This window comes from Lentilactobacillus rapi DSM 19907 = JCM 15042 (assembly GCF_001436255.1).
In the GTDB taxonomy this organism is placed as follows: domain Bacteria; phylum Bacillota; class Bacilli; order Lactobacillales; family Lactobacillaceae; genus Lentilactobacillus; species Lentilactobacillus rapi.
In genome coordinates, this window is the sequence record NZ_AZEI01000037.1 from 1 (window position 1) to 19,278 (window position 19,278).

23 protein-coding genes are annotated in these 19,278 nt (G+C 43.8%); 9 read left to right on the forward strand and 14 right to left on the reverse strand.

The window, feature by feature from the left end:
* Positions 1 to 144 precede the first annotated feature (144 nt).
* The 4 genes from ahpC to FD12_RS05285 all read right to left on the reverse strand — a co-directional run bounded on the left by ahpC (position 145) and on the right by FD12_RS05285 (position 2,317).
* Complete coding sequence (gene ahpC / locus FD12_RS05270; protein WP_056982051.1) at positions 145 to 708, reverse strand: alkyl hydroperoxide reductase subunit C; 564 nt, start codon at positions 706 to 708, stop codon at positions 145 to 147.
* 110 nt (positions 709 to 818) lie between these two features.
* Positions 819 to 1,139 carry a carboxymuconolactone decarboxylase family protein gene (locus FD12_RS05275; RefSeq protein WP_054747726.1) on the reverse strand — a complete coding sequence of 107 codons (321 nt, stop codon included), beginning with the start codon at positions 1,137 to 1,139 and terminating at the stop codon, positions 819 to 821.
* A 2-nt stretch (positions 1,140 to 1,141) separates the two neighbouring features.
* The gene (locus FD12_RS05280; protein ID WP_056982052.1) at positions 1,142 to 1,558 is read right to left on the reverse strand and encodes a cupin domain-containing protein; all 417 of its coding nucleotides are present in this window, start codon (positions 1,556 to 1,558) and stop codon (positions 1,142 to 1,144) included.
* Between the two features lie 15 nt (positions 1,559 to 1,573).
* A complete protein-coding gene (locus FD12_RS05285) occupies positions 1,574 to 2,317 on the reverse strand; it encodes an SDR family oxidoreductase (protein WP_054747728.1) in 744 nt (247 codons plus the stop codon).
* A 109-nt stretch (positions 2,318 to 2,426) separates the two neighbouring features.
* On the opposite strand from FD12_RS05285, the gene FD12_RS05290 reads away from it, so the two are divergent.
* The 3 genes from FD12_RS05290 (at position 2,427) to FD12_RS05300 (ending at position 4,727) form a co-directional block, all read left to right on the forward strand.
* A complete protein-coding gene (locus tag FD12_RS05290) occupies positions 2,427 to 2,864 on the forward strand; it encodes a MerR family transcriptional regulator (RefSeq protein ID WP_054747730.1) in 438 nt (145 codons plus the stop codon).
* A gap of 92 nt (positions 2,865 to 2,956) precedes the next feature.
* Positions 2,957 to 3,394 carry a MerR family transcriptional regulator gene (locus FD12_RS05295; RefSeq protein ID WP_054747732.1) on the forward strand — a complete coding sequence of 146 codons (438 nt, stop codon included), beginning with the start codon at positions 2,957 to 2,959 and terminating at the stop codon, positions 3,392 to 3,394.
* Positions 3,395 to 3,848: 454 nt separating this feature from the next.
* Positions 3,849 to 4,727 (forward strand): DMT family transporter, encoded by an 879-nt coding sequence (locus tag FD12_RS05300; protein ID WP_056982054.1) that lies wholly within the window; start codon positions 3,849 to 3,851, stop codon positions 4,725 to 4,727.
* A gap of 107 nt (positions 4,728 to 4,834) precedes the next feature.
* Here FD12_RS05300 and FD12_RS13855 read toward each other — a convergent pair whose 3' ends face one another.
* From FD12_RS13855 to FD12_RS05325, 6 genes are all read right to left on the reverse strand, one after another.
* On the reverse strand, positions 4,835 to 4,981 hold the full coding sequence (locus FD12_RS13855; RefSeq protein ID WP_156404068.1) for a hypothetical protein: 147 nt from the start codon (positions 4,979 to 4,981) through the stop codon (positions 4,835 to 4,837).
* 4 nt (positions 4,982 to 4,985) lie between these two features.
* Complete coding sequence (locus FD12_RS05305; protein WP_054747737.1) at positions 4,986 to 5,336, reverse strand: hypothetical protein; 351 nt, start codon at positions 5,334 to 5,336, stop codon at positions 4,986 to 4,988.
* On the reverse strand, positions 5,326 to 5,571 hold the full coding sequence (locus FD12_RS05310; RefSeq protein ID WP_054747739.1) for a helix-turn-helix transcriptional regulator: 246 nt from the start codon (positions 5,569 to 5,571) through the stop codon (positions 5,326 to 5,328). Before FD12_RS05310 ends, FD12_RS05305 begins: the two co-directional genes overlap by 11 nt.
* 136 nt (positions 5,572 to 5,707) lie before the next feature.
* Complete coding sequence (locus tag FD12_RS05315) at positions 5,708 to 6,892, reverse strand: SAM-dependent methyltransferase (protein ID WP_056982055.1); 1,185 nt, start codon at positions 6,890 to 6,892, stop codon at positions 5,708 to 5,710.
* 221 nt (positions 6,893 to 7,113) lie between these two features.
* Positions 7,114 to 7,350, reverse strand: coding sequence for a cytochrome b5 domain-containing protein (locus FD12_RS05320; RefSeq protein WP_054747741.1), 237 nt, complete (start codon positions 7,348 to 7,350; stop codon positions 7,114 to 7,116).
* A gap of 72 nt (positions 7,351 to 7,422) precedes the next feature.
* Positions 7,423 to 7,872, reverse strand: a complete 450-nt coding sequence (locus FD12_RS05325; protein ID WP_054747743.1) for a MerR family transcriptional regulator — start codon at positions 7,870 to 7,872, stop codon at positions 7,423 to 7,425.
* A gap of 227 nt (positions 7,873 to 8,099) precedes the next feature.
* Here FD12_RS05325 and FD12_RS05330 point away from each other — a divergent pair, with 227 nt between their 5' ends.
* Positions 8,100 to 9,572, forward strand: coding sequence for an MDR family MFS transporter (locus FD12_RS05330; RefSeq protein WP_056982056.1), 1,473 nt, complete (start codon positions 8,100 to 8,102; stop codon positions 9,570 to 9,572).
* On the forward strand, positions 9,572 to 10,291 hold the full coding sequence (locus FD12_RS05335; protein ID WP_054747745.1) for a DUF4811 domain-containing protein: 720 nt from the start codon (positions 9,572 to 9,574) through the stop codon (positions 10,289 to 10,291). The genes FD12_RS05330 and FD12_RS05335 overlap by 1 nt, the downstream gene beginning before the upstream one ends.
* Before the next feature lie 100 nt (positions 10,292 to 10,391).
* On the opposite strand, the gene FD12_RS05340 is transcribed toward FD12_RS05335, so the two are convergent.
* A complete protein-coding gene (locus FD12_RS05340; RefSeq protein ID WP_054747747.1) occupies positions 10,392 to 11,360 on the reverse strand; it encodes an aldo/keto reductase family protein in 969 nt (322 codons plus the stop codon).
* Positions 11,361 to 11,472: 112 nt separating this feature from the next.
* On the opposite strand from FD12_RS05340, the gene FD12_RS05345 reads away from it, so the two are divergent.
* From FD12_RS05345 to FD12_RS05355, 3 genes are all read left to right on the forward strand, one after another.
* Positions 11,473 to 11,889, forward strand: coding sequence for a MerR family transcriptional regulator (locus FD12_RS05345; RefSeq protein WP_054747749.1), 417 nt, complete (start codon positions 11,473 to 11,475; stop codon positions 11,887 to 11,889).
* 318 nt (positions 11,890 to 12,207) lie between these two features.
* Positions 12,208 to 12,858 carry an ABC transporter ATP-binding protein gene (locus FD12_RS05350; RefSeq protein ID WP_056982057.1) on the forward strand — a complete coding sequence of 217 codons (651 nt, stop codon included), beginning with the start codon at positions 12,208 to 12,210 and terminating at the stop codon, positions 12,856 to 12,858.
* Positions 12,855 to 13,625, forward strand: a complete 771-nt coding sequence (locus FD12_RS05355) for an ABC transporter permease (protein WP_056982058.1) — start codon at positions 12,855 to 12,857, stop codon at positions 13,623 to 13,625. The genes FD12_RS05350 and FD12_RS05355 overlap by 4 nt, the downstream gene beginning before the upstream one ends.
* A gap of 170 nt (positions 13,626 to 13,795) precedes the next feature.
* Here the strand turns inward: FD12_RS05355 and FD12_RS05360 are convergent, their stop codons facing one another.
* Positions 13,796 to 14,380 carry a peptidylprolyl isomerase gene (locus FD12_RS05360; protein WP_054747752.1) on the reverse strand — a complete coding sequence of 195 codons (585 nt, stop codon included), beginning with the start codon at positions 14,378 to 14,380 and terminating at the stop codon, positions 13,796 to 13,798.
* A gap of 155 nt (positions 14,381 to 14,535) precedes the next feature.
* On the opposite strand from FD12_RS05360, the gene FD12_RS05365 reads away from it, so the two are divergent.
* A complete protein-coding gene (locus FD12_RS05365) occupies positions 14,536 to 15,786 on the forward strand; it encodes an MFS transporter (RefSeq protein ID WP_056982060.1) in 1,251 nt (416 codons plus the stop codon).
* 783 nt (positions 15,787 to 16,569) lie between these two features.
* On the opposite strand, the gene FD12_RS05375 is transcribed toward FD12_RS05365, so the two are convergent.
* Both FD12_RS05375 and FD12_RS05380 read right to left on the reverse strand, forming a co-directional pair.
* Positions 16,570 to 18,804 (reverse strand): heavy metal translocating P-type ATPase, encoded by a 2,235-nt coding sequence (locus tag FD12_RS05375; RefSeq protein WP_056982061.1) that lies wholly within the window; start codon positions 18,802 to 18,804, stop codon positions 16,570 to 16,572.
* Positions 18,794 to 19,249 carry a CopY/TcrY family copper transport repressor gene (locus FD12_RS05380; protein ID WP_054747755.1) on the reverse strand — a complete coding sequence of 152 codons (456 nt, stop codon included), beginning with the start codon at positions 19,247 to 19,249 and terminating at the stop codon, positions 18,794 to 18,796. The genes FD12_RS05375 and FD12_RS05380 overlap by 11 nt, the downstream gene beginning before the upstream one ends.
* Between the last annotated feature and the right edge of the window lie 29 nt (positions 19,250 to 19,278).

Genomic DNA, 19,278 nt, shown 5'->3' on the forward strand with positions numbered 1-19,278 from the left:
AAAACATAATAAAACCCCTTGAATTAGATTTCTCCAATTCAAGGGGTTCAGTTCAACCAGAATGCGTTACTTTTTTTGGCTTAAATGGCCGGGATCAGTCACATTTAGTTGGTATTATTTTGTAGCAAATTTAACACGTTTAAATTAAATTTTACCCACTAACTTAGTTCCCGGCTGCAACGTCTTTTCACCCGGCTTCCAATTTGCTGGGCAAACCCGATCACCATGTTCAGCGACAAATTGAGCGGCTTCTAAAGTCCGGAGCACTTCTTGAGCGTTGCGACCGATGCCCATATCGTTAATGGTGTATGACCGGATGGTACCTTGGGGATCAATGATGAAGACCCCTCGGTAGGCTTGGCCGGCATCCTCATCAAGGACGTCAAAGAACCGGGCTAACTTACCAGCTGGATCTGCCAACATTGGGTACTGGACTTTACCAACCTCTTCACTTTGTTCATGCCAAGCTTGGTGTACAAATTCCGTATCTTCAGAAACAGAATAAATCTCTGCGCCAGCTTTTTTAAACGCCGCGTAATTATCAGCTAAATCGCCTAACTCAGTTGGACAAACAAATGAAAAATCTGCGGGATAAAAGAATACAATCGACCAATGACCTAATAAGTCCTGTTTGGCAACTGGTTTGACTTCACCATTCTGAAAAGCATTTACTTTGAAATCATCAATTTCTTTACCGATAAAATTCATATGAATCTCCTCCAATGATTATCATTTACGTCCTGCATCCAGTGTAAAATATTTCGGAGAAGTTTTCAATAATGATTCTAAAGTAATACCGGTTCTAACTTAAAAACTGACTAATCTGTAAAGATTTTCTTGGCAATTCCAAAAGCCGACCAAGCCTTTGGCCACCCGGCATAGAATGCCAAGTGAGTGATTAATTCAACCATCTCATCTTTGGTCACCCCATTTTGTTTGGCCATCTTCATATGAGCTTCCAACTGTGGGAACAAGCCCTGTGACATCAAGCTGGCACAGGTGATCATGCTCCGGTCACGAGCGGATAACTTAGATTCTCGGGACCAAACCTCGCCAAATAAAACATCGTCATTTAATTCCGCAAATTTGGGGGCAAAATCACCCAAATTATCGCGACCAGCCGTTTGTTTTTTTGCCATTGTTATTTGACCTCCAATTTGTCATATTGTTCATCTGAAACCGGCTCTAACCATTCCGGCGTTCCCGCAGTAATTGCAATGAGGGAGAACCAGCTATCCTTGGTGGCGCCGTGCCAGTGTTTAATACCGTCATGGGTGACGACAACATCTCCTGGAACGAGGTGCTGGGCTGGCTTTCCTTCCTCTTGATACCAGCCTTCACCACCAGTAACTAACAGAATCTGAAAGCCATTGTGGTGAATGTGCCAGTTATTCCGGCAGCCAGGTTCAAAAGTGACGTTCCCCACGCCCACATTGACATCAGGATCATTCACCAATCCCTGTAAATAACTCTGACCGACAAAATACTTTGCGTAGGCATCGTTCTTCGGCCCTGCTGGGAAAATAACGCCATTCTTAACATTTTCATTCTTTGCCATGATTCATTTCTCCTTTTATGCTTGTTTAGTTGGGTAAATCGTAAACTCATTCACGTTAACGTCTTCGGGCTGATCAATCGCAAAGTTCACCACTCGGGCAACTGCTTGCGGACTAATGCCAACCGAGTTGTACAGGCTATCCATCCCCGCCCGCGTCTTTTCATCAGTGATTGTGTGGAGTAACTCCGTATTGATAGCGGCCGGATACAACGTCGCGGTCCGAATGTTGGTCCCTTCTTGGGCACTTTCCATTCGAATCACTTCCATCAAATTACGAACGGCAAACTTGGTCGCACCATAAACGCCGGCGCCAGGAAAGCTCTTAATCCCGGCCACTGAGGAAGTCGTGATAATTTGACCGTGCTTTTGGCTGGTGAAATCGGGCATCACTGCGGCTACCCCATTTAGAACTCCTTTTAAGTTAATATCGATCATTGCATTCCACTCATCGACATGGAGCGCGCTGATTGGCGAACTAGGCATGATTCCAGCATTGTTAAAAATGACGTCCACTCGGCCAAATTGACCCTTTGCCAACTGAACCAGTGCTTTAACTTCTGCCGGCTTGGTCACATCAGTTGATCGATAGGTGGCCTGGCAGCCAGCCTTAATAATTTGATCAGCAATCTCCTTTAACCGTTCCGTTCGACGGGCGCCTAACACTAATTTGGCCCCATTTTTGGCGAGCAACTTCGCGGATGCTTCCCCAATTCCAGAGGATGCTCCTGTAATAATGACAACTTTACTTTCAACACTCATATAGCCATCTCCTCAAATTAATTTCAAGTTTCTCTTTACAAACGTCACTCTACAACTTAAAGTGGACTTTAAGTCAACAACTAATTTTAAAAAGAATTGAGGAATTCAAATGCCAGCACTCAAAACTGAATCAAGTTATACAATTGGCGAATTTGCCGATCTCGTTGATCTCACCGCGCCAACAATTCGTTACTATGAGAGCCAGGGTCTCTTGAAGGCTCGGCGAAACGACAGTGGCCGGCGTTATTTCACTGAAACGGATATCAAATGGGTCAAGTTCCTCCTGCATTTGAAAGGAACCGGCATGAGCATCAGCGATCTCAAGCAATACGTCACTTGGCGAGCTATGGGCGACGAAACCATCCCTAATCGGTTGGCACTGTTGGAAAATACGCAAGCTGATTTCATGAAGAAATACCGCGAAGTCCAACACCATTTGGAAATTTTGAATGACAAAATCAACTGGTACAAACAAAAAGAAACCGGCAAAACCGATGGCCAGGAACCTTTTGCCGATTATTTAAAACGGATGGGCCACAAGGAATAAAGCGGCCGTTAATATTTTGCTTTACAAACGCTTTCATTCAACTTAAAGTATAGCTATAGATAACTTACTTTAAAAGGATTGGAGATAGCACGATGGCAGAAACCGATTCAGAACATAGATATACCCTTAGTGAATTTTCACGGATTGTTGATCTGCCAATCCCGACAATTCATGCTTATGAACGCCAACGAATCATCAAGGCCCACAGCAGCGAAGGCAGCCGGCGAATCTTCACCGATGCCGACGTTGACTGGGTCAAGTGTTTGGTTCATTTAAAGGCCGCTGGAATGAGCCTGCAAGATATTCAAGAATACGTTGCTTGGCAGGACTTAGGCGATGACACGATTCCTAATCGCGTGTCCTTATTGGAGCGAACCCGTGACGAATTTGTTCGCAAAAATCAGCGAATTCTTCAACATTTGCAAGTGGTCAACGATCGAATTGCTTGGTATGAAGCAAAAGAATCTGGCGAGCCAAGCGGTAACGAACCGTTTGCGCAGTATGTCAAGGAACGCGGCCATACAGAATAAGTGCTGTCATTTGAAGTTTAGACTGCGACAATCGGCGTTTTAATCCCAGAATTTAACGAGAAGGACCAATTATTCCTGATTTTTGGAATAGTTGGTTCTTTTTGTTAAATGGCTGGGATCAGCGTTTGGCGCAGCGTTTATCCAAGTGGCTACGGCGATCTAAGTGAATGATCATCGATTGGAAACTAATATATGTCCCGGCCTCTTACGCTGCAAAAGTTATTTTAAACGAGCGACTGATTTTCTTGAAACCGTTCATTGGTTGTCATCCTGATAATTTTGAGACCTATCGTCATTTCTGGTATCATAAATTGGTTAAATACGAACAGATTGGAAGTGACACAATGATTTACTCACCTTTAAACGAATGTGATGTTCCAACTAACCGCTAATCAGCGGCTAGTATCCGCTGATGATTTCAAAAACTAACAATCTAAGCGGAGGAACATCTATTATGAAATCTAAAAAAGTTATTGGTTCAATTTTACTCAGTCTCTCGGCCAGCATTTGGGGTGGCATGTTTGTCGTCGTAAAAATCATCGTGGGTACCATTCCCCCAATTCAATTGGTCTGGCTTCGATATCTGATTGCCTTGGTTGTATTAGTGGGCTTTTCAGTGGCCACTCACACAAAATGGTCATTTAACCGGCATGATATTGGCTTAATCATTTTAATTGGGATTATTGGTAATACCATCTCAATTGTGACCCAAGAAACCGGCACGTGGCTCTCAAACGCTCAAACCGGCGCCGTCATCACATCTGCGACCCCCACATTTATGATTATCTTTGCTTGGTGGCTGCTTAAGGAGCGGTTAACCAAAGTGAGCGTGATCTCTGTCGCAATGGCAACCCTGGGCGTGATTGTCATTGTTGGTATTCATTTGACCGGCAGTCACATCTTATTAGGCGTCATTTCACTTATCATTGCTGCCTTGACGTGGGCCCTGATGTCGGTCTTAATCAAATTGGTATCTGGTCACTATCAGCCACTTCAAATCACGATTATGTCAACGACGGTTGCAATTCTATGCTTAACGCCTTTTGTTATGCATAATTTTCAGATTATTCGCCAAATTAATTTTTTTGATCCAAAAGTTGTTCTTTGCCTGTTATATCTTGGCTGCATCTCCACCGCCTTGGCCTTTGTCATGTGGAATACAGGCCTTCGATTGGTCAATGCCGCAACTTCAGGTCTGTTCTTTTTGCTTCAACCAATTGTCGGCACCTTGTTAGGCTGGCTCGTACTTGGAGAACCGTTGACCTGGTCTTTTGTTATTGGAACCTGTATGATTATTGGCAGCGTCTGGGTTTCAGTTCGATTCGAAAATTAAGATAGCATCTCATATTCAAAGTGCCCGAAAGCAAATTCATCAGCTTTCGGGCACTTTTTCAATTCATTATTTTTTATTTGATATTAATTGTCAGAGGGCACCATCATCTATTCATACAATATCATGGCACCCACATAACCAAACCCAACGGCAAACTTAACACTGACGACCTTGTTATCAAGGTTGGCCAAGAAACGGTTCACTTTTTTATCCAAACCAGTTTGGCCCATCGCAGTAAATGTTTTGCTTTTCATATGATTACCTCATTTCTTTTCGATACTTTGCATACATATAAACGGCCGCGGCGATCATCGCAAACGCGTATTTATACAGCTTAAATTGATTAACCAAATACGTTGACGGAAACACAATCTCACAAACCAGAATCACAACCAATGCCCACGACATTGCTTTCAAGTATGTCTTGGAAGTTCGCTCATCCGATTCACCTAGCCGTCTTACTAATATCCATACCATGACGAAAGATAATACGAGGAGAATCATTCCGGTGCCAACCAAAATATTAAAGTTGTCGCTGTCCTTTTCCGCCCATAATTTAATTGGATAAAAAATCCAGGCTGGAATATCTGAAAGTGATTTAACGTCCATCGGAACCATCTCCTTCTACATAAGTAAAAATATCAGTAATCGGGACCTTAAAATAATGGGCGATCCGAAATGCCAACTTGAGTGACGGTGAATAATGACCCTTTTCCATGACCAAAATTGTTTGCTTACTGACACCAACCGCATCTGCCAAGTCCTTTTGAGACATGTGACTGAGAACCCTGAATTCATATACTTTGTTCATAATCTGATCATCATCAAACTTCTTTTTACTCATTGCACCACCTCACCTCACAAGAACAGCGTACAACTATATTTTCTAAAAGTAAAGTATTATTTACCGTAACTAAAATTTAGTTAATAAAAAGACGGCTACATTTTACATATAGTCGCCTTTTTATTGAAATATTAATTTAATCCTGTTCCTTTTGATAAACATATTGACGAGTCATTGGCAACCCAGTTCCACTCGGTGCATTCGTCAGCAAGTACTGCATAACGTCAATGTTACCTGCTTCAAATGAAGCCGCGCTGGCTTGCAGGTATAGTGACCACATTCTTGAGAATGGCACACCATACTTGGCTTGTACTTTATCAAGAACCTTCATGTAATTGGCATACCAAATTTCAAGAGTCTTTTGATAATGACGACGAAGAGGTTCCAAGTCCGTTAACTGAAGGCCGGCATCCATTACGTGGGTCAAATTCTCAGCCATGTTGGGAATATAGCCACCGTGGAAAATGTACTTATTCAAGAATGGATCAACCCCGGCACCAACGTGTTGTCCGGTAATCCCGTGAATTAATGCCCGGCCATCTGGTTCCAAGAAATCCTTGACCTTCTTGAAGTACAGCCCAAGGTTCTCCTTACCAACGTGTTCAAACATGCCAACCGAGGTCACATAATCAAATTTTTCGTTGACTTCGCGGTAGTCTTCCAACAAGACATCAACTTTACCTTCCAAATGGCGCTTGGCAATTTGTTCCTTAGTGAAATCATATTGCTCCTGACTGAGGGTAATCCCAGTTGCATGAAGGCCAAAGTCTTCAGCGGCCATGAACAACAAGGTTCCCCAACCACTCCCAATGTCTAACAATCGCTTGCCGGCAACTGGATTGAGCTTATGCAAAATATGGCGGTCCTTATTAATCTGGGCCTGCTCCAACGTATCGTCATCATGCTCAAAGTAAGCACATGAATAAGTCATTGATTTATCCAACCACATCTGATAAAAATCATTGCCAATATCATAGTGGCTTTGAATATCTTTTTCACTTTCCTTTTCAGAATGGGAAATCTTTGGTAAATGTTTTAAAAATGGATTGTTGGTTAAAAAGCTCCCCGACTGACGGAAAGCTGAGGCAACCAATTCCTGAATGCTGCCATCGATTTCAATGTCGCCGTTCATATATGCTTCGGCGAGGACTAAAGTTGGCTTTGACGTCATTTCTTTAATTGGAATTTCTTTTTTAATTTCAATTTTTGCTTTGGGATCGCCGTCACCGTATGTTTCAGTCTTACCATTCCAATAAGTAACTGAAACCGGAATGTCAAACGCATGACTCAATAATTCCCTGTAAACCGTTTTCTCTAACATCAAATAAACCTCCACGAATTATGATAATAAGTCCAGTGTAACGCTTATAGGGGTCATAAAAGCAACCCCAAATTGAAAATTAATTTCAAATTTTTCGTTCTGAATCGTTCATGTCACGGTCAATCCCCAACAGGCAACCAGCCACTCAGCAGCGTGCTGATCCCGCCACAATAAAAGCCTGCCGATCATAGCAGACTTTTCAAGCAGTCATTAGAACTGGGTTAACCGATGTATTTGCCAACAGCAGTTAACTTATCGAGAACAGTCCGTTTATGAGGTGTGTGATCAATCACAGCACTCAAATCTTGACCGGCCAGCTTGCCGTGGTGCCGGCCGTTCGCCCACTGATCGACATTGGTCAGATCATACACAATCCCGTCAATTGCAACATAAGCCTTGTTACCATCTTTGCCGTCAAATTGCGCTAGTTGAGCCTTTGTAAAGGTTGTTTCAGCCATATCGTAACCTCCTTATCACGTTCAAATATTTCCTTTAACTATACAACCTAATCCTTAAATAATTCAAGCAGTTTATGCTTCTTTATCTGGCGAATCGACCAGCTTAAATTGAGTGCCGTCATCATAAATAACCGCGTATAGCAATTTATCCTTATTCTCATCAAAGGGGCCGAGATTGATTGCCTGATGGCCATCATAAGTTGCGACATCTTCAAACCGGTCAAAAATAATCTTGCGGACTAACTTCAAGACGTTGTTTTTTGCTTCAGCTTTTTCAGCAGCCACCGCTAATGTGTAGCCTTGATCCAAGAACAACTTGATCTGGTAGGCCTTGATTAGCATGCTATAACTAAATTTACGATTCTGATTTTTACCCTGTTTACTTTCAATGTAGCCCTTGCGCTCCCAGTAACGTAGCTTGGTTTGAGAAATCCCAGTTGCCCGGGAAACATCCCCTAAGCCCATGTACCAGGCGTTATCTTTAACAATTTCGGCTAATTTTTGTTTGAATTCCTTATCCACTTAAATTCCTCGTTTCTGATCATCGAGACCGTGTAATTGGTTTCATTGGCTTTAGATGGGCATTTGTATTATTAGATTCTCTACAATCTACCATCTATTAATTAACATTAAGTATATATTCTTAAATATCGTTGTCAAGATAGTTGACAATTGTTGTGAATAATCTTATATTAGTCAGGAATCGTTTTTTGAAGAAATCTAATTTGAAGTGAAGAAGGTAATCAATCGTGGCAAATTCAGTAGACGAAAACGGCAAGCCATATAATCGCGGAATAATGATCGTGGTCATCTTAGTTGGTACATTCTGTACCGTTTTGAACCAGACCATTCTTTCGACGGCTTTCCCTACTATTATGAAAGCATTTGATGTTTCGACATCAACTGTTCAGTGGCTGACCACTGGTTTCATGATGGTTAACGGGATTATGATCCCAATTAGTGCTTGGTTAAGCACAAGATTTAATTCTAAAATGCTCTATATTAGTGCGATGACAACGTTCTTCATTGGAACCGTTGTTTGTTACACCGCCCCAAGCTTTGGAATGCTCCTGACTGGTCGATTGATTCAAGCATTGGGCGTGGGCGTTACCATGCCATTACTCCAGACCATCATGCTGTCAATCTTTCCGCCTGACAAACGGGGAACTGCCATGGGGCTTGCCGGAATTGTCATCGGCTTGGCTCCTGCCATTGGCCCAACCCTTTCCGGATGGGTCATTGACAACTGGACTTGGCGAGATCTTTTCGGCATGATTATTCCATTGATGCTGTTAGTTATTTTAGCCAGTTTCTTCTTTGTTAAAAGTGTCTTGCCAACTCGGAAAGTTGGCACAGACCTACTTTCAATTATCATGTCAACTGTCGGCTTTGGTAGCTTACTCTACGGATTCTCATCAGTTGGTGAGGACGGCTGGGGCAGCGCAACAGTTATCAGTACCCTCGTGATCGGGGTTATCTTTATCATTGGTTTCATTTGGCGTCAATTAACCATGAAGAAACCCTTCTTGGAATTCCGAGTTTATCGTTCATTCCCGTTCACCATTTCTGCAATCTTAAGTTCTGTTACGATGATGGCGATGGTCGGAGTTGAAATGGTTATCCCATTGTACCTGCAAATTGTTAAAGGCATGTCTGCGTTTGAATCCGGACTAACCCTCCTTGCTGGGGCCATTATGATGGGGATCATGAGCCCAATTACCGGTCGGGCCGTGGACCGCTTTGGTGCCAAACGCCTTTCGATCATCGGAATGTTCTTTCTAACCCTTGGCTCAATTCCATTTATTTACATTACAAAGAGCACGCCAACTATCTACATCGTGTTCTTCTACGCCGTTCGGATGTTCGGTATTTCAATGTCAATGATGCCGGCTACCACAGTTGGAATGAACTCATTACCACTTGATCTATTGAGTCACGGAACTGCTGTTAACAACACGCAACGCCAAGTCGCTAGTTCAGTTGGAACCGCCGTGTTGATCAGTATCTTGACCAACGTAACGAAGAACAATATGCCTTCAAAGCACATGCTGACCACTAACCCATTGAATTACCAGACCCATGCCATTAACGCGACATTAAGTGGTTACCATGCAGCATTCCTGATCTCATTGATCTTCTGTCTGCTTGCATTTATCACCGCGTTCTTCTTGAAAAACCGTGGTCACTCATCTGACTATACTAAAGCAGGAGGCGAAGATTAATGATATTAGCAACCTTAGTAATTAGTGTTGTTTTGGGCTTTGTCTTCTTCATTTATATTGAAAACAAGACTTGGAGCAATATCTTGACCGCCATCGCAATTATCGGGGCGGTTCTGTCAACCTTTTACATCATCAAAAACGACCATGATCATTACGGAATGAAACAAGTCACCGAACAAACGGCTCAACCAATTTATTCGGTTGGCAAGTCAAAGCAAATGCAAATGGTTTTGTATCAACCAATTGGCACTGCTGATAAGAAACAGGTTTATATCTACCAAAAATCGGCGGATGCTAAGAAAAAGTCCCACACCAGAGCAAAGGATGACACCACCAACAAAGTGGTTCGCATTAACGGCGAATCCAAGATGGTGACTAAAACCACTCGCTGGGAATACAAAAATAAAGCTGCCAAATTATGGTTTGGGATTGCCGATGAAGGCAATAAGTTAGTCAAACAGCACAACATCCTGTATATCAACAAGGATTGGCTCGTGCTTTCGACCACCCAAGCTAAAGCCCTTCAAAAGAAGATGGCTGATAAAGCTTATCAAGCTCAATTGAAAACTGCTGGAAAAGCCTTCGTCACCAAACAAGTGATGGCGGCCATGCAAAAGAACCCAAGGATGTCTGCTGCCGACCGCGCAAAGCTAGTTAAGCAAGCGACTGCTGAGTTCCAAGCCCAAGCAGTTAAGAAGTTAATTGCGTCCTTGAAGTAATTCAGTTTACTATCCTCAAAAAGGCGTCCCATAAAATCCAGATTGGATTTATGGAACGCTTTTGTTGTCCAGCCATTAAAAGTTAATGTTTACAGGCTGCTTAACCAATTTTTCGGGAAAACTTTTTGAATCCAAATAATCGATCAATTCTTGGATAATATTCAGCTGGAATATCTAAATCAATTGCTTTCAAGTTGTTCTCAAGCTGACTTGGCTTGCTGGCGCCGGTGATTAAGCTGGAAATCCTTGGATCTCTTAACGTCCAGGCTAATGCAAATGTTGCCAAATCCGTATTGAGCTCACCGGCCATCTTGATTAAAGCTTCAACCTTATCCAAATTATCTTCGGTTAAGAGTGCTTTGATCTGATCCTGGTAGGTTGCCCGTGAACCAGCTGGAATTTGATGACCCTTACGATACTTACCAGTCAACAATCCTTGAGACAATGGTGAGAATGGCACAACGCCAAGGCCTAATTGGCCACAAACATCCAACAATTCATGCTCAATATAGCGATCAAACATATTATATTGCGGCTGAACCACGGACATTGGGTGGAGTCCGCGCTCTTGAATGATCAACTGAGCTTCCAAAATTTGGACTGGCCGCCATTCGCTGACGCCATAATACAGAATTTTACCTTGATCCACCAGGTCGCTTAATGCCTGTAATGTTTCTGCCAATGGTGTTTCAGGATCAAATCGGTGACAGAAGTAGAGATCTAAATAATCCGTCTGCATATTTTTCAGCGATGTATCAATTGATTCCATAATGTGCTTTCTGGATAACCCGCGGTCATTGATTCCTTCACCGGTTGGGAAAAAGACTTTACTGGATAAGACGAGTTCTTTGCGAGGGAATTGTTTAAGCGTTTTGCCGAGAAATCGTTCGGCGGCCCCGCCACTGTATGCATCGGCACAGTCAAAGAAATTAATCCCATGTTCATATGCCAACTTAATACTTTGGGCAGCTAAATCCTGCTTATCTGGTTCGCTGACATCAGTCATCCAGCTCCCCAGTGCCAATTCGCTTACCCGCAACCCTTGCTTACCTAAATGTCGGTATTTCATATGATTGATTCCTCCTAATAGTTGAAATAAGGCATCGTTTAAATTCCTCATTTACTTTACTCTAGCACCTCAAGTATACTTGAGGTAAAGTTAAATATTTCGGAGGCTCTTAATGAACACTTACACCATCGCAGAAGTTTCAAAGAAATACGATTTGCCCATCTCAACACTGCGTTACTACGAAGAAATTGGGCTGCTTCCCCACGTTGCCAGAAATGGCAAAAATCGCCTGTACGACCAAGCAAATTTGGATCGGTTGGCCGCAATTTGCTGCTTCAAAGATACCGGAATGACGCTCAAAGAACTCCAAACACTCTTTAAATATGAGGATCAGGATCATGATTTGGATGAAGTGATTGATCTGCTCCAAACTCATTGCAATCGGGTGGCCGATCAACTCGTCCTCCTCAAAGAAAATCAACGCCATATTCGGCGAAAGCTTCAATACTACACCGATATCTGGAGTGCCCAGGTGAACCATCAACCGCATCCAGATTGGGATGATTATCCATTAAGTCGGTTTGAGTAAACCGCCCATCAATTGAAAAGTTTGGGATGAAAACCGCGATCCCAGAGTTTAATTTAAAAAAGCAATGCATTCTAAAATGGATTGTTTTTTTGCTTATATGACCAAAGTCGGCCGTCGATTGCAAGTCTCGCTAATATACAAATGGTAAACGCAATTAAATTTATAAACTATTTGTCAATTAGTCTTAAACCGTTTTGGTAACCTTAACTCTGACAGCCTAATTTATTATGATTATAAATTAAGAATCATTATCAGTGACTTTGTAGGCGTTATCTCATACAATCGATAGTATCAACAGAGAAAAGAGGCATATCCGAAATGGCAGAAACGATTTTTGACATCCAAGACGTCGGCCTAACGGTATCACACCAAACATTATTGTCGCATATTTCTTTCACGGTGGCCCCAGGGGAGTTTGTGACCATCACTGGACCTTCTGGATCGGGTAAAAGCACCCTACTCTTATTATTGGCCACTTTACTTACACCCACAGAAGGTCAAATTATATTTGCCGGCAAACCACAACAGGACTATGAAAAAACGGTCTACCGCCGGTTGGTCTCATACTGTTATCAGCAACCCAGTCTATTTGGCAACACGGTCGCAGACAACCTGGCTTTTCCGTTCCAAATTCGTCAAAAAAAAGTCAACCACGATCGGATGGTGGCTGCTCTAGCAGAAGTAAATTTACCAGCTGATATGCTCAAAAAGCATATTACGGAGCTCTCCGGTGGTGAAAAACAGCGCGTTGCTTTAATCCGTAATCTGATCTTTACACCAAAAGTATTATTATTAGATGAAATTACAACAGGTCTAGATGCCGTGACAAAAGACACTGTCCACCACGTTATGGCCAACTTCAACAAGCAAGGCATCACAATCATTACCGTCACTCACGACGAATCAGAATTAGCAGCAGCCGATCGGTTGATCAACATCGTTGGTGGCAGAATGGAGGTAACAGCATGAATCAGCTCATTGTCAATCCAAGCGCCCTCATTTTCGCATTGGCCTTAGTAGCGCTCGCGTTTTTGATCAGTCTAAAAGAAAAAATTGGTCTTCAAAAGGATCTCGTTGTCGGTGTTATCCGCGCAGTCATTCAATTGACTATCGTCGGGTATGTTTTGACATATATCATTTCAGTAAATCGAATTTGGCTAACGTTGCTGATGGTGGCAATTATCGTCTTTAATGCCGCTTGGAATGCTCGTGGTCGTGCTCGCGGTATCCCACACGCTTTTGTGATTAGCCTACTTGCAATTACCGTCGCAACAGGTGTCACGATTGGGTTGTTACTCTTGGCGAAAGCGATTGCCTTTGTTCCCAGCCAGATTGTGCCGATTTCCGGCATGATTGCCAGCAACGCCATGGTCGCCATCGGCTTGGCTTACCGCAGTCTAAACGGTCAATTCCACGATAAACGCCAAGAACTATTGGAAAGGCTTGCCCTAGGAGCCAACCGTTACCAAACCGCCATTAATGTTGTCAGAGAAGCGATTCGTACAGGGATGAGTCCTACAATTGACTCAGCCAAAACCGTTGGAATCGTCAGTCTTCCTGGTATGATGTCCGGCCTGATCTTTGCCGGTGTAGATCCCACCAAGGCAATCATGTACCAAATTATGGTCACATTCATGCTCATGGCTGCCACCAGCATCGGCAGCACCATCGCCTGTTATTTGGCATATCCCCAATTTTTCAACGCAAACATGCAATTACGGACAATCCAGCATTGAACAAATTCAACTATTTTAATCCCTAAAATGGCAATTATCTGATTATCAATTGATCATAAAACAAACTGAGACGAACTTTCCAAAAATATTGGAAAATTCATCTCAGTTTGTTTATCAGCGGGACTTTCTCCCCGCATCTTTAGTTGATGAGTTGGGCATCGTTTAGACGATTATTTGGCAATTGTCACTGTTTCCATCGTAACCGCTTCTTTAGGCTTATCGGAGCCGTTTCGGTCAACCTGACTGATTTCCTTGACGACATCCATGCCGTCAATCACTTGGCCAAACACCGTATGCCTGAAATCAAGCCAAGGGGTGCCACCATTTTGATAGGCTTCGATAATTTCTTCTGGGTAACCAGCCGTCTTCATTTGCTGAACCATGCCATCATCGACATGCTCGTTGGTCACAATAAAGAATTGGCTGCCATTGGTATCCGGACCGGCATTAGCCATCGACAAAGCGCCGTTGATATTAAACAACTCTGGTGAAAATTCATCAGCGAAGTTGCCGCCAAAACTGCTTTCACCACCGGCACCCGTTCCCGTTGGATCGCCACCTTGAATCATAAAGTCTGGAATTACGCGATGGAAAGTAACCCCATCGTAGTAACCCTTTTCAGCTAAGGCAACAAAATTTTCTACCGTTTTAGGGGCTTGCTCAGGGAATAACTGAATCACAATATCGCCATGGTTGGTTTTAATGGTTGCTTTAGGGCCATTTGCGTGTGCCAAATCTAGTTGAGGTAAGGTCATTATTTATTTTCTCCTTTATTATGCATCATCACTACTGCAAAAGCGTATCATATCCCGAGAGGAAAGTCAGGTAAATACAGCTAATTATTAACACTTTTTGCTTTGAATACGTTAGAATTGACTTGTACAATTTTCACGAAGACGGGGTAACAGACATGAAAGTCTCTCAAGAACACTGGCGTCGAAATATTTATCTATTTCTGATCAGTCAATTTCTAACCGGAATTACCAGTATGATCGTCCAATACGCAATCATTTGGTATTTAACCAAAAAGACCGGCTCGGCCACGGTATTGAGTATTGCCACCATTTTAGGGATGCTGCCGATGGTCATTCTCAGTCCCTTTGTAGGCCCGATGGTCGATCGCTGGAATAAGAAGGGTTTATTGATCTTTCCGGATGTATTTGCAGCCTGTTTTGCTATTATTCTTTCAGTATCTGGAACGGTCTTTCACGTTTTTCCACTGTGGCTGATTTTTATTTCGCTACTCATGCGGTCATGCGCCCAAACCTTCCAGATGCCAACGATTCAATCCGTAATGCCGACAATGGTGCCAGACAAGGAATTAACCAGAATGAACGGCCAGCTCGGAATGGTTCAGTCCGCCAACATGATTATTGCGCCGGCATTGGGGGCCTTCTTGTTCGCCCTGATTCCAATCGAGTACCTCATCTTATTGGATGTCTTAGGTGCCATCATCGGGATTTGCATTTTAACCTTTGTTCAGATTCCAAATAACGAAAAAATCGATCAGCCGATGCACGTTCTGCACAATACCAAGCTTGGCATCAAGCAGCTGACCAGCAATAAGGGGCTTTGGTCTATTACCCTAATTGGGGCTGTCTTCACCTTGACCTATATGCCGGCTGCCAGCATGTACCCACTCATGACAATGAAATACTTTCAGGGAACGGTCAGCCAAGCCGGCCTGATTGAAGCTATTTACTCAAGCGGCATGTTCATCGGTGGGGCCATCATCGGGATTTTTGGTAAATGGAAGAACCGGATGAAACCCGTCATTATCGCTTTCTTTCTGGTTGGCATCCCCACCGGAATTAGCGGCATTCTGCCAGGTAACCAAACCGGTTTTGTTTGGTTTGCGGTCTTAAACATCGTCGAAGGCATTGCCACGCCATTCTTCACGACGCTTCTCATGGCAATGATTCAGCAAAGCTATCCGCCTAAAGAACTCGGTCGGGTCTTGGGGGTCCTCAACTCGTTGCTCAACTTGGCTGGGCCGATTGGGCTCATCTTTGCCGGCCCACTTGCCGATATCATTGGAATTGAACGGCTGTTTATTATTGCCGGCATCGGTTCGGCGATCTGCGGCATAGTGGCATTGATGATGCCGTTAACGCGGCAATACGATATTCGGTTGCATGAAAAGTTAGCTGGAAAAGAATAAACTGTAAAAAAAGTGGTGGCTCACCTCCCGACTTCAGTTGTTGAATCGGGAGGTGGGCTACCACTTTTTCTCTGATATTGTTTGGTGATTAAGTTGGCCCTGCTGTGTTAGACGGAGAAATGGCGTTGACCATTGGTTTTACTGTTAATTGTTTTGATTTACTTTTACTAGGACAGCTCCTCCAAGCAGAAGTCTGCATGTAAGCACCACCGAGAAAAATTCCAGAACCGGGAATTTCCCTCGGTGGAGACTTACGCTCCGACTTCTAACCGCTTTACTCCGCTCACTTGGTTTAGGACAGCTCCTCCAAGCAGAAACTTCCATATAAGCACCTCCAACAAAAATTCCCAAAAACCGGGGATTTCTGTTCGAGGAGACTTATATTCCAGTTTCTAACCGCTTGGATCCGCTCACTCATTTTAGGACAGCTGCGTAAAGCAACAATCTGCGTGTAAGCACCACCAACAAAAATCCCAAAACCAGGATTTCCGTTGGTGGAGACTTACACTCCGATTGTTAACCGCTTTACTTCGCTCACTCGGTTTAGGACAGCTGCGCAAAGCAGAAACTTCCACCTAAGCACCTTCTGCAAAAATCCCAAAATCGGGGATTTCTGCAGAAGGAGACTTAGGCTCCAGTTTCTAACCGCTTTGCTCCGCTCACTCGTTTTAGGACAGCTCCTCCAAACAGGGATCTGCATGTAAGCACCTCGGACAAAAATTCCCAAACCGGAATTTCTGTCCGAGGAGACTTACACTCCGATCCCTAACCGTTTGGATCCGCTCACTCGTTTTTTATCTTCTCACCCGTCAAGCCCATTGCATTAATCGCCACAATGACCGTTGACATCGCCATCACCGCCGCTCCAACCGCTGGATCTAGGATAATGCCGATAAACGATAAGACACCGGCAGCAAGGGGGATTGCAATAATGTTATAGCCGGCTCCCCACCACAAGTTTTGGACCATCTTGCGATTGGTAATTTTGGCCAAATCCAAGAAATGGAGAATGTCACTAGGTTCTGATTTAACCAAGATCACGTCCGCAGAATCAATTGCGACATCCGTTCCGGCACCAATTGCGACACCAATATTTGCCGCTGCCAGACTAGGGGCATCGTTTACTCCATCACCAACCATGATGACATGATTGCCCTTTGCTTGATACTCAGCCACAATCTTTTGCTTATCATTTGGTAACAGACCCGCGTGAAATTCTTTTAATCCTAATAAACCGGCCACGTGTTCAGCTGCTTTTTGATTATCACCGGTCAACATCACCGGAGTAATTCCCCGCTTTTGCAAACCACTGATTAACTCTTTGGCACCAGCCTTAATGGTATCGCCTTCAGCAACCATTCCTTGGACTTGCTTATCTTGAAGAAGGAAACTGACTGAGTTGCCTTTGGCGGCCCACTTATCAGCAACCGCTTGATCAAATTGGATGCCCTGCTTCGTCAGATAGTTGCCGTTAACAATCATATATTGATGACCGTTGATTTCACCAGCAATACCCACGCCGGGAATATTTTGAGACGATTGAGCTGCTTCAACTTTAATCCCTTTTGCTTGAGCTGCGGCGATAATTGCCTGGGCAAGCGGATGCGTTGAATTGCTTTCAAGAGCTGCCAAGCGCGTTAACAACGTCTGCTCGTCAACATCCTTACTTGGAACCAAGGCATTCACGGTAAATTGACCCTCAGTCAGCGTTCCCGTCTTATCCAGAAGCACGTGGCTGACATGCTGGCTGGCTTCAATGGCTTGACGATTGCGAACCAGCAGCCCGTTTTGAGCACCAATTGAAGTCGAACGCGAAACGACCAGCGGAATTGCTAACCCTAAAGCGTGGGGGCAGGCAATCACGAAAACCGTCACCATAATTGTCATTGCAGTTGCCAAACCTTGTGGTAACCAAGCAAAGAAAGCAATGATCCCAACGCCAAAAGCGGCATAGAACAAATATTTAGCCACTAGATCAGCCTTATCTTCAGCTTTTGATTTGGACTGTTGAGCATTTTGAACCATCTTCATGACTTGAGAGAGGTACCCGGAATCCCCGGTACCACTGATTTTAACCGTCAAAGTGCCGTTATTATTAGTGGCTCCGCCAATGACTTTGTCGCCAACAGTCTTAGTAACGGCAGCTGATTCACCAGTCACTAGGGATTCGTTCACCGTTGATTGTCCATCAGTGATAACCCCATCGGCAGGGATGCTTTCCCCTGAACGAACTTGAAATGACTGGCCAACTTGCAAATCGGCCACGGCAACGTCTTTAGTCTCACCGGTTTCAGTGACCAGATGAGCTGTTTTAGGCAATAAGGCCGCCATCTTTTGTAAGGCGTCACCGGCTCCCATCAGGGCATTCATTTCAATCCAGTGCCCCAACAACATGATTAAGATTAGGGTCGCCAACTCAAATGAAAAATCCATCACGTGATTAGCGGGATTCAAGAAGTTGTTTGCCACAAATGCATATAAACTATAAAAGTACGAAACTGAGATTCCAAGGGTAACCAGCGTCATCATTTCAGGTGACTTATCCTTGATTTCGGCAACTGCGCCCTTCAAGAATGGCATCCCACCATAGAAATAGAGTGCTGAATCAAACAACACAATCACAATGCCAACAGCCAGCGGGGCATTCAAATTAATAATTGAAATATTCAAGCCCATGATGGGTGCCAACAATAAAACTGGAATTGCCAAGACGACTGAAACCCAGAACTTAACCTTCAAGTTCCCCATGTGCATCATGGAGCCGCCGTGCATCATCACATCACCGCCAGCCATATCCATATCATTCGACATATCCATATGGCCATGATCCATGCCGCTCATGTTCATGCTCCCATGATCCATTTTCATCTGATGACCCGTTGAACTCATCTCGTGAGCCATCTTCATATCGTCATGGTTCATCGATTGCATATGATTTTGCATGTCACTCATCTTTTGGTGATCATTTTTCATATCATCCATCTTCATCTGGTCCATATTATTTTCCTTATTGGCCATGTTCCTCAACCTCCTCGCACATATGATGGCCCGGCAAACAGTTGCATTGCACCTGTTCAGGGGCTGTTTTTGCTTTTTCCGTTAAAATAGCTTGCAGTTCAGCGATATCTGCCTGGGAGAGCTCCCTGGTTTTGATAACGCCGGCAATTGTGGAGCCAGCCCGCATTGCACACATATGATCAAACAGATCTGTCGCTGCTGCGGCCATGGACTCTTTCTCGCCCACAATTGGTTTAAAAACGAACGGTCGACTCGTTCCGCTCTGAGCAACGGCACCTTTATTAATCAGCCGGTGCAATAAGGTCTTAGTCGTCGAATCCGACCAGCCTTGCAGTTGATTCATCGCGTCAATCAGTTCCCGGCTTGTAGTTTGCCCCATTGTCCAAATTGCTCTCATAACTTCCCATTCTGAGTCTGTGATGGTTTCATTCTTTGCGTCTTTCATTTTGGGATCTCCTCTGCGTTATCCTTTAA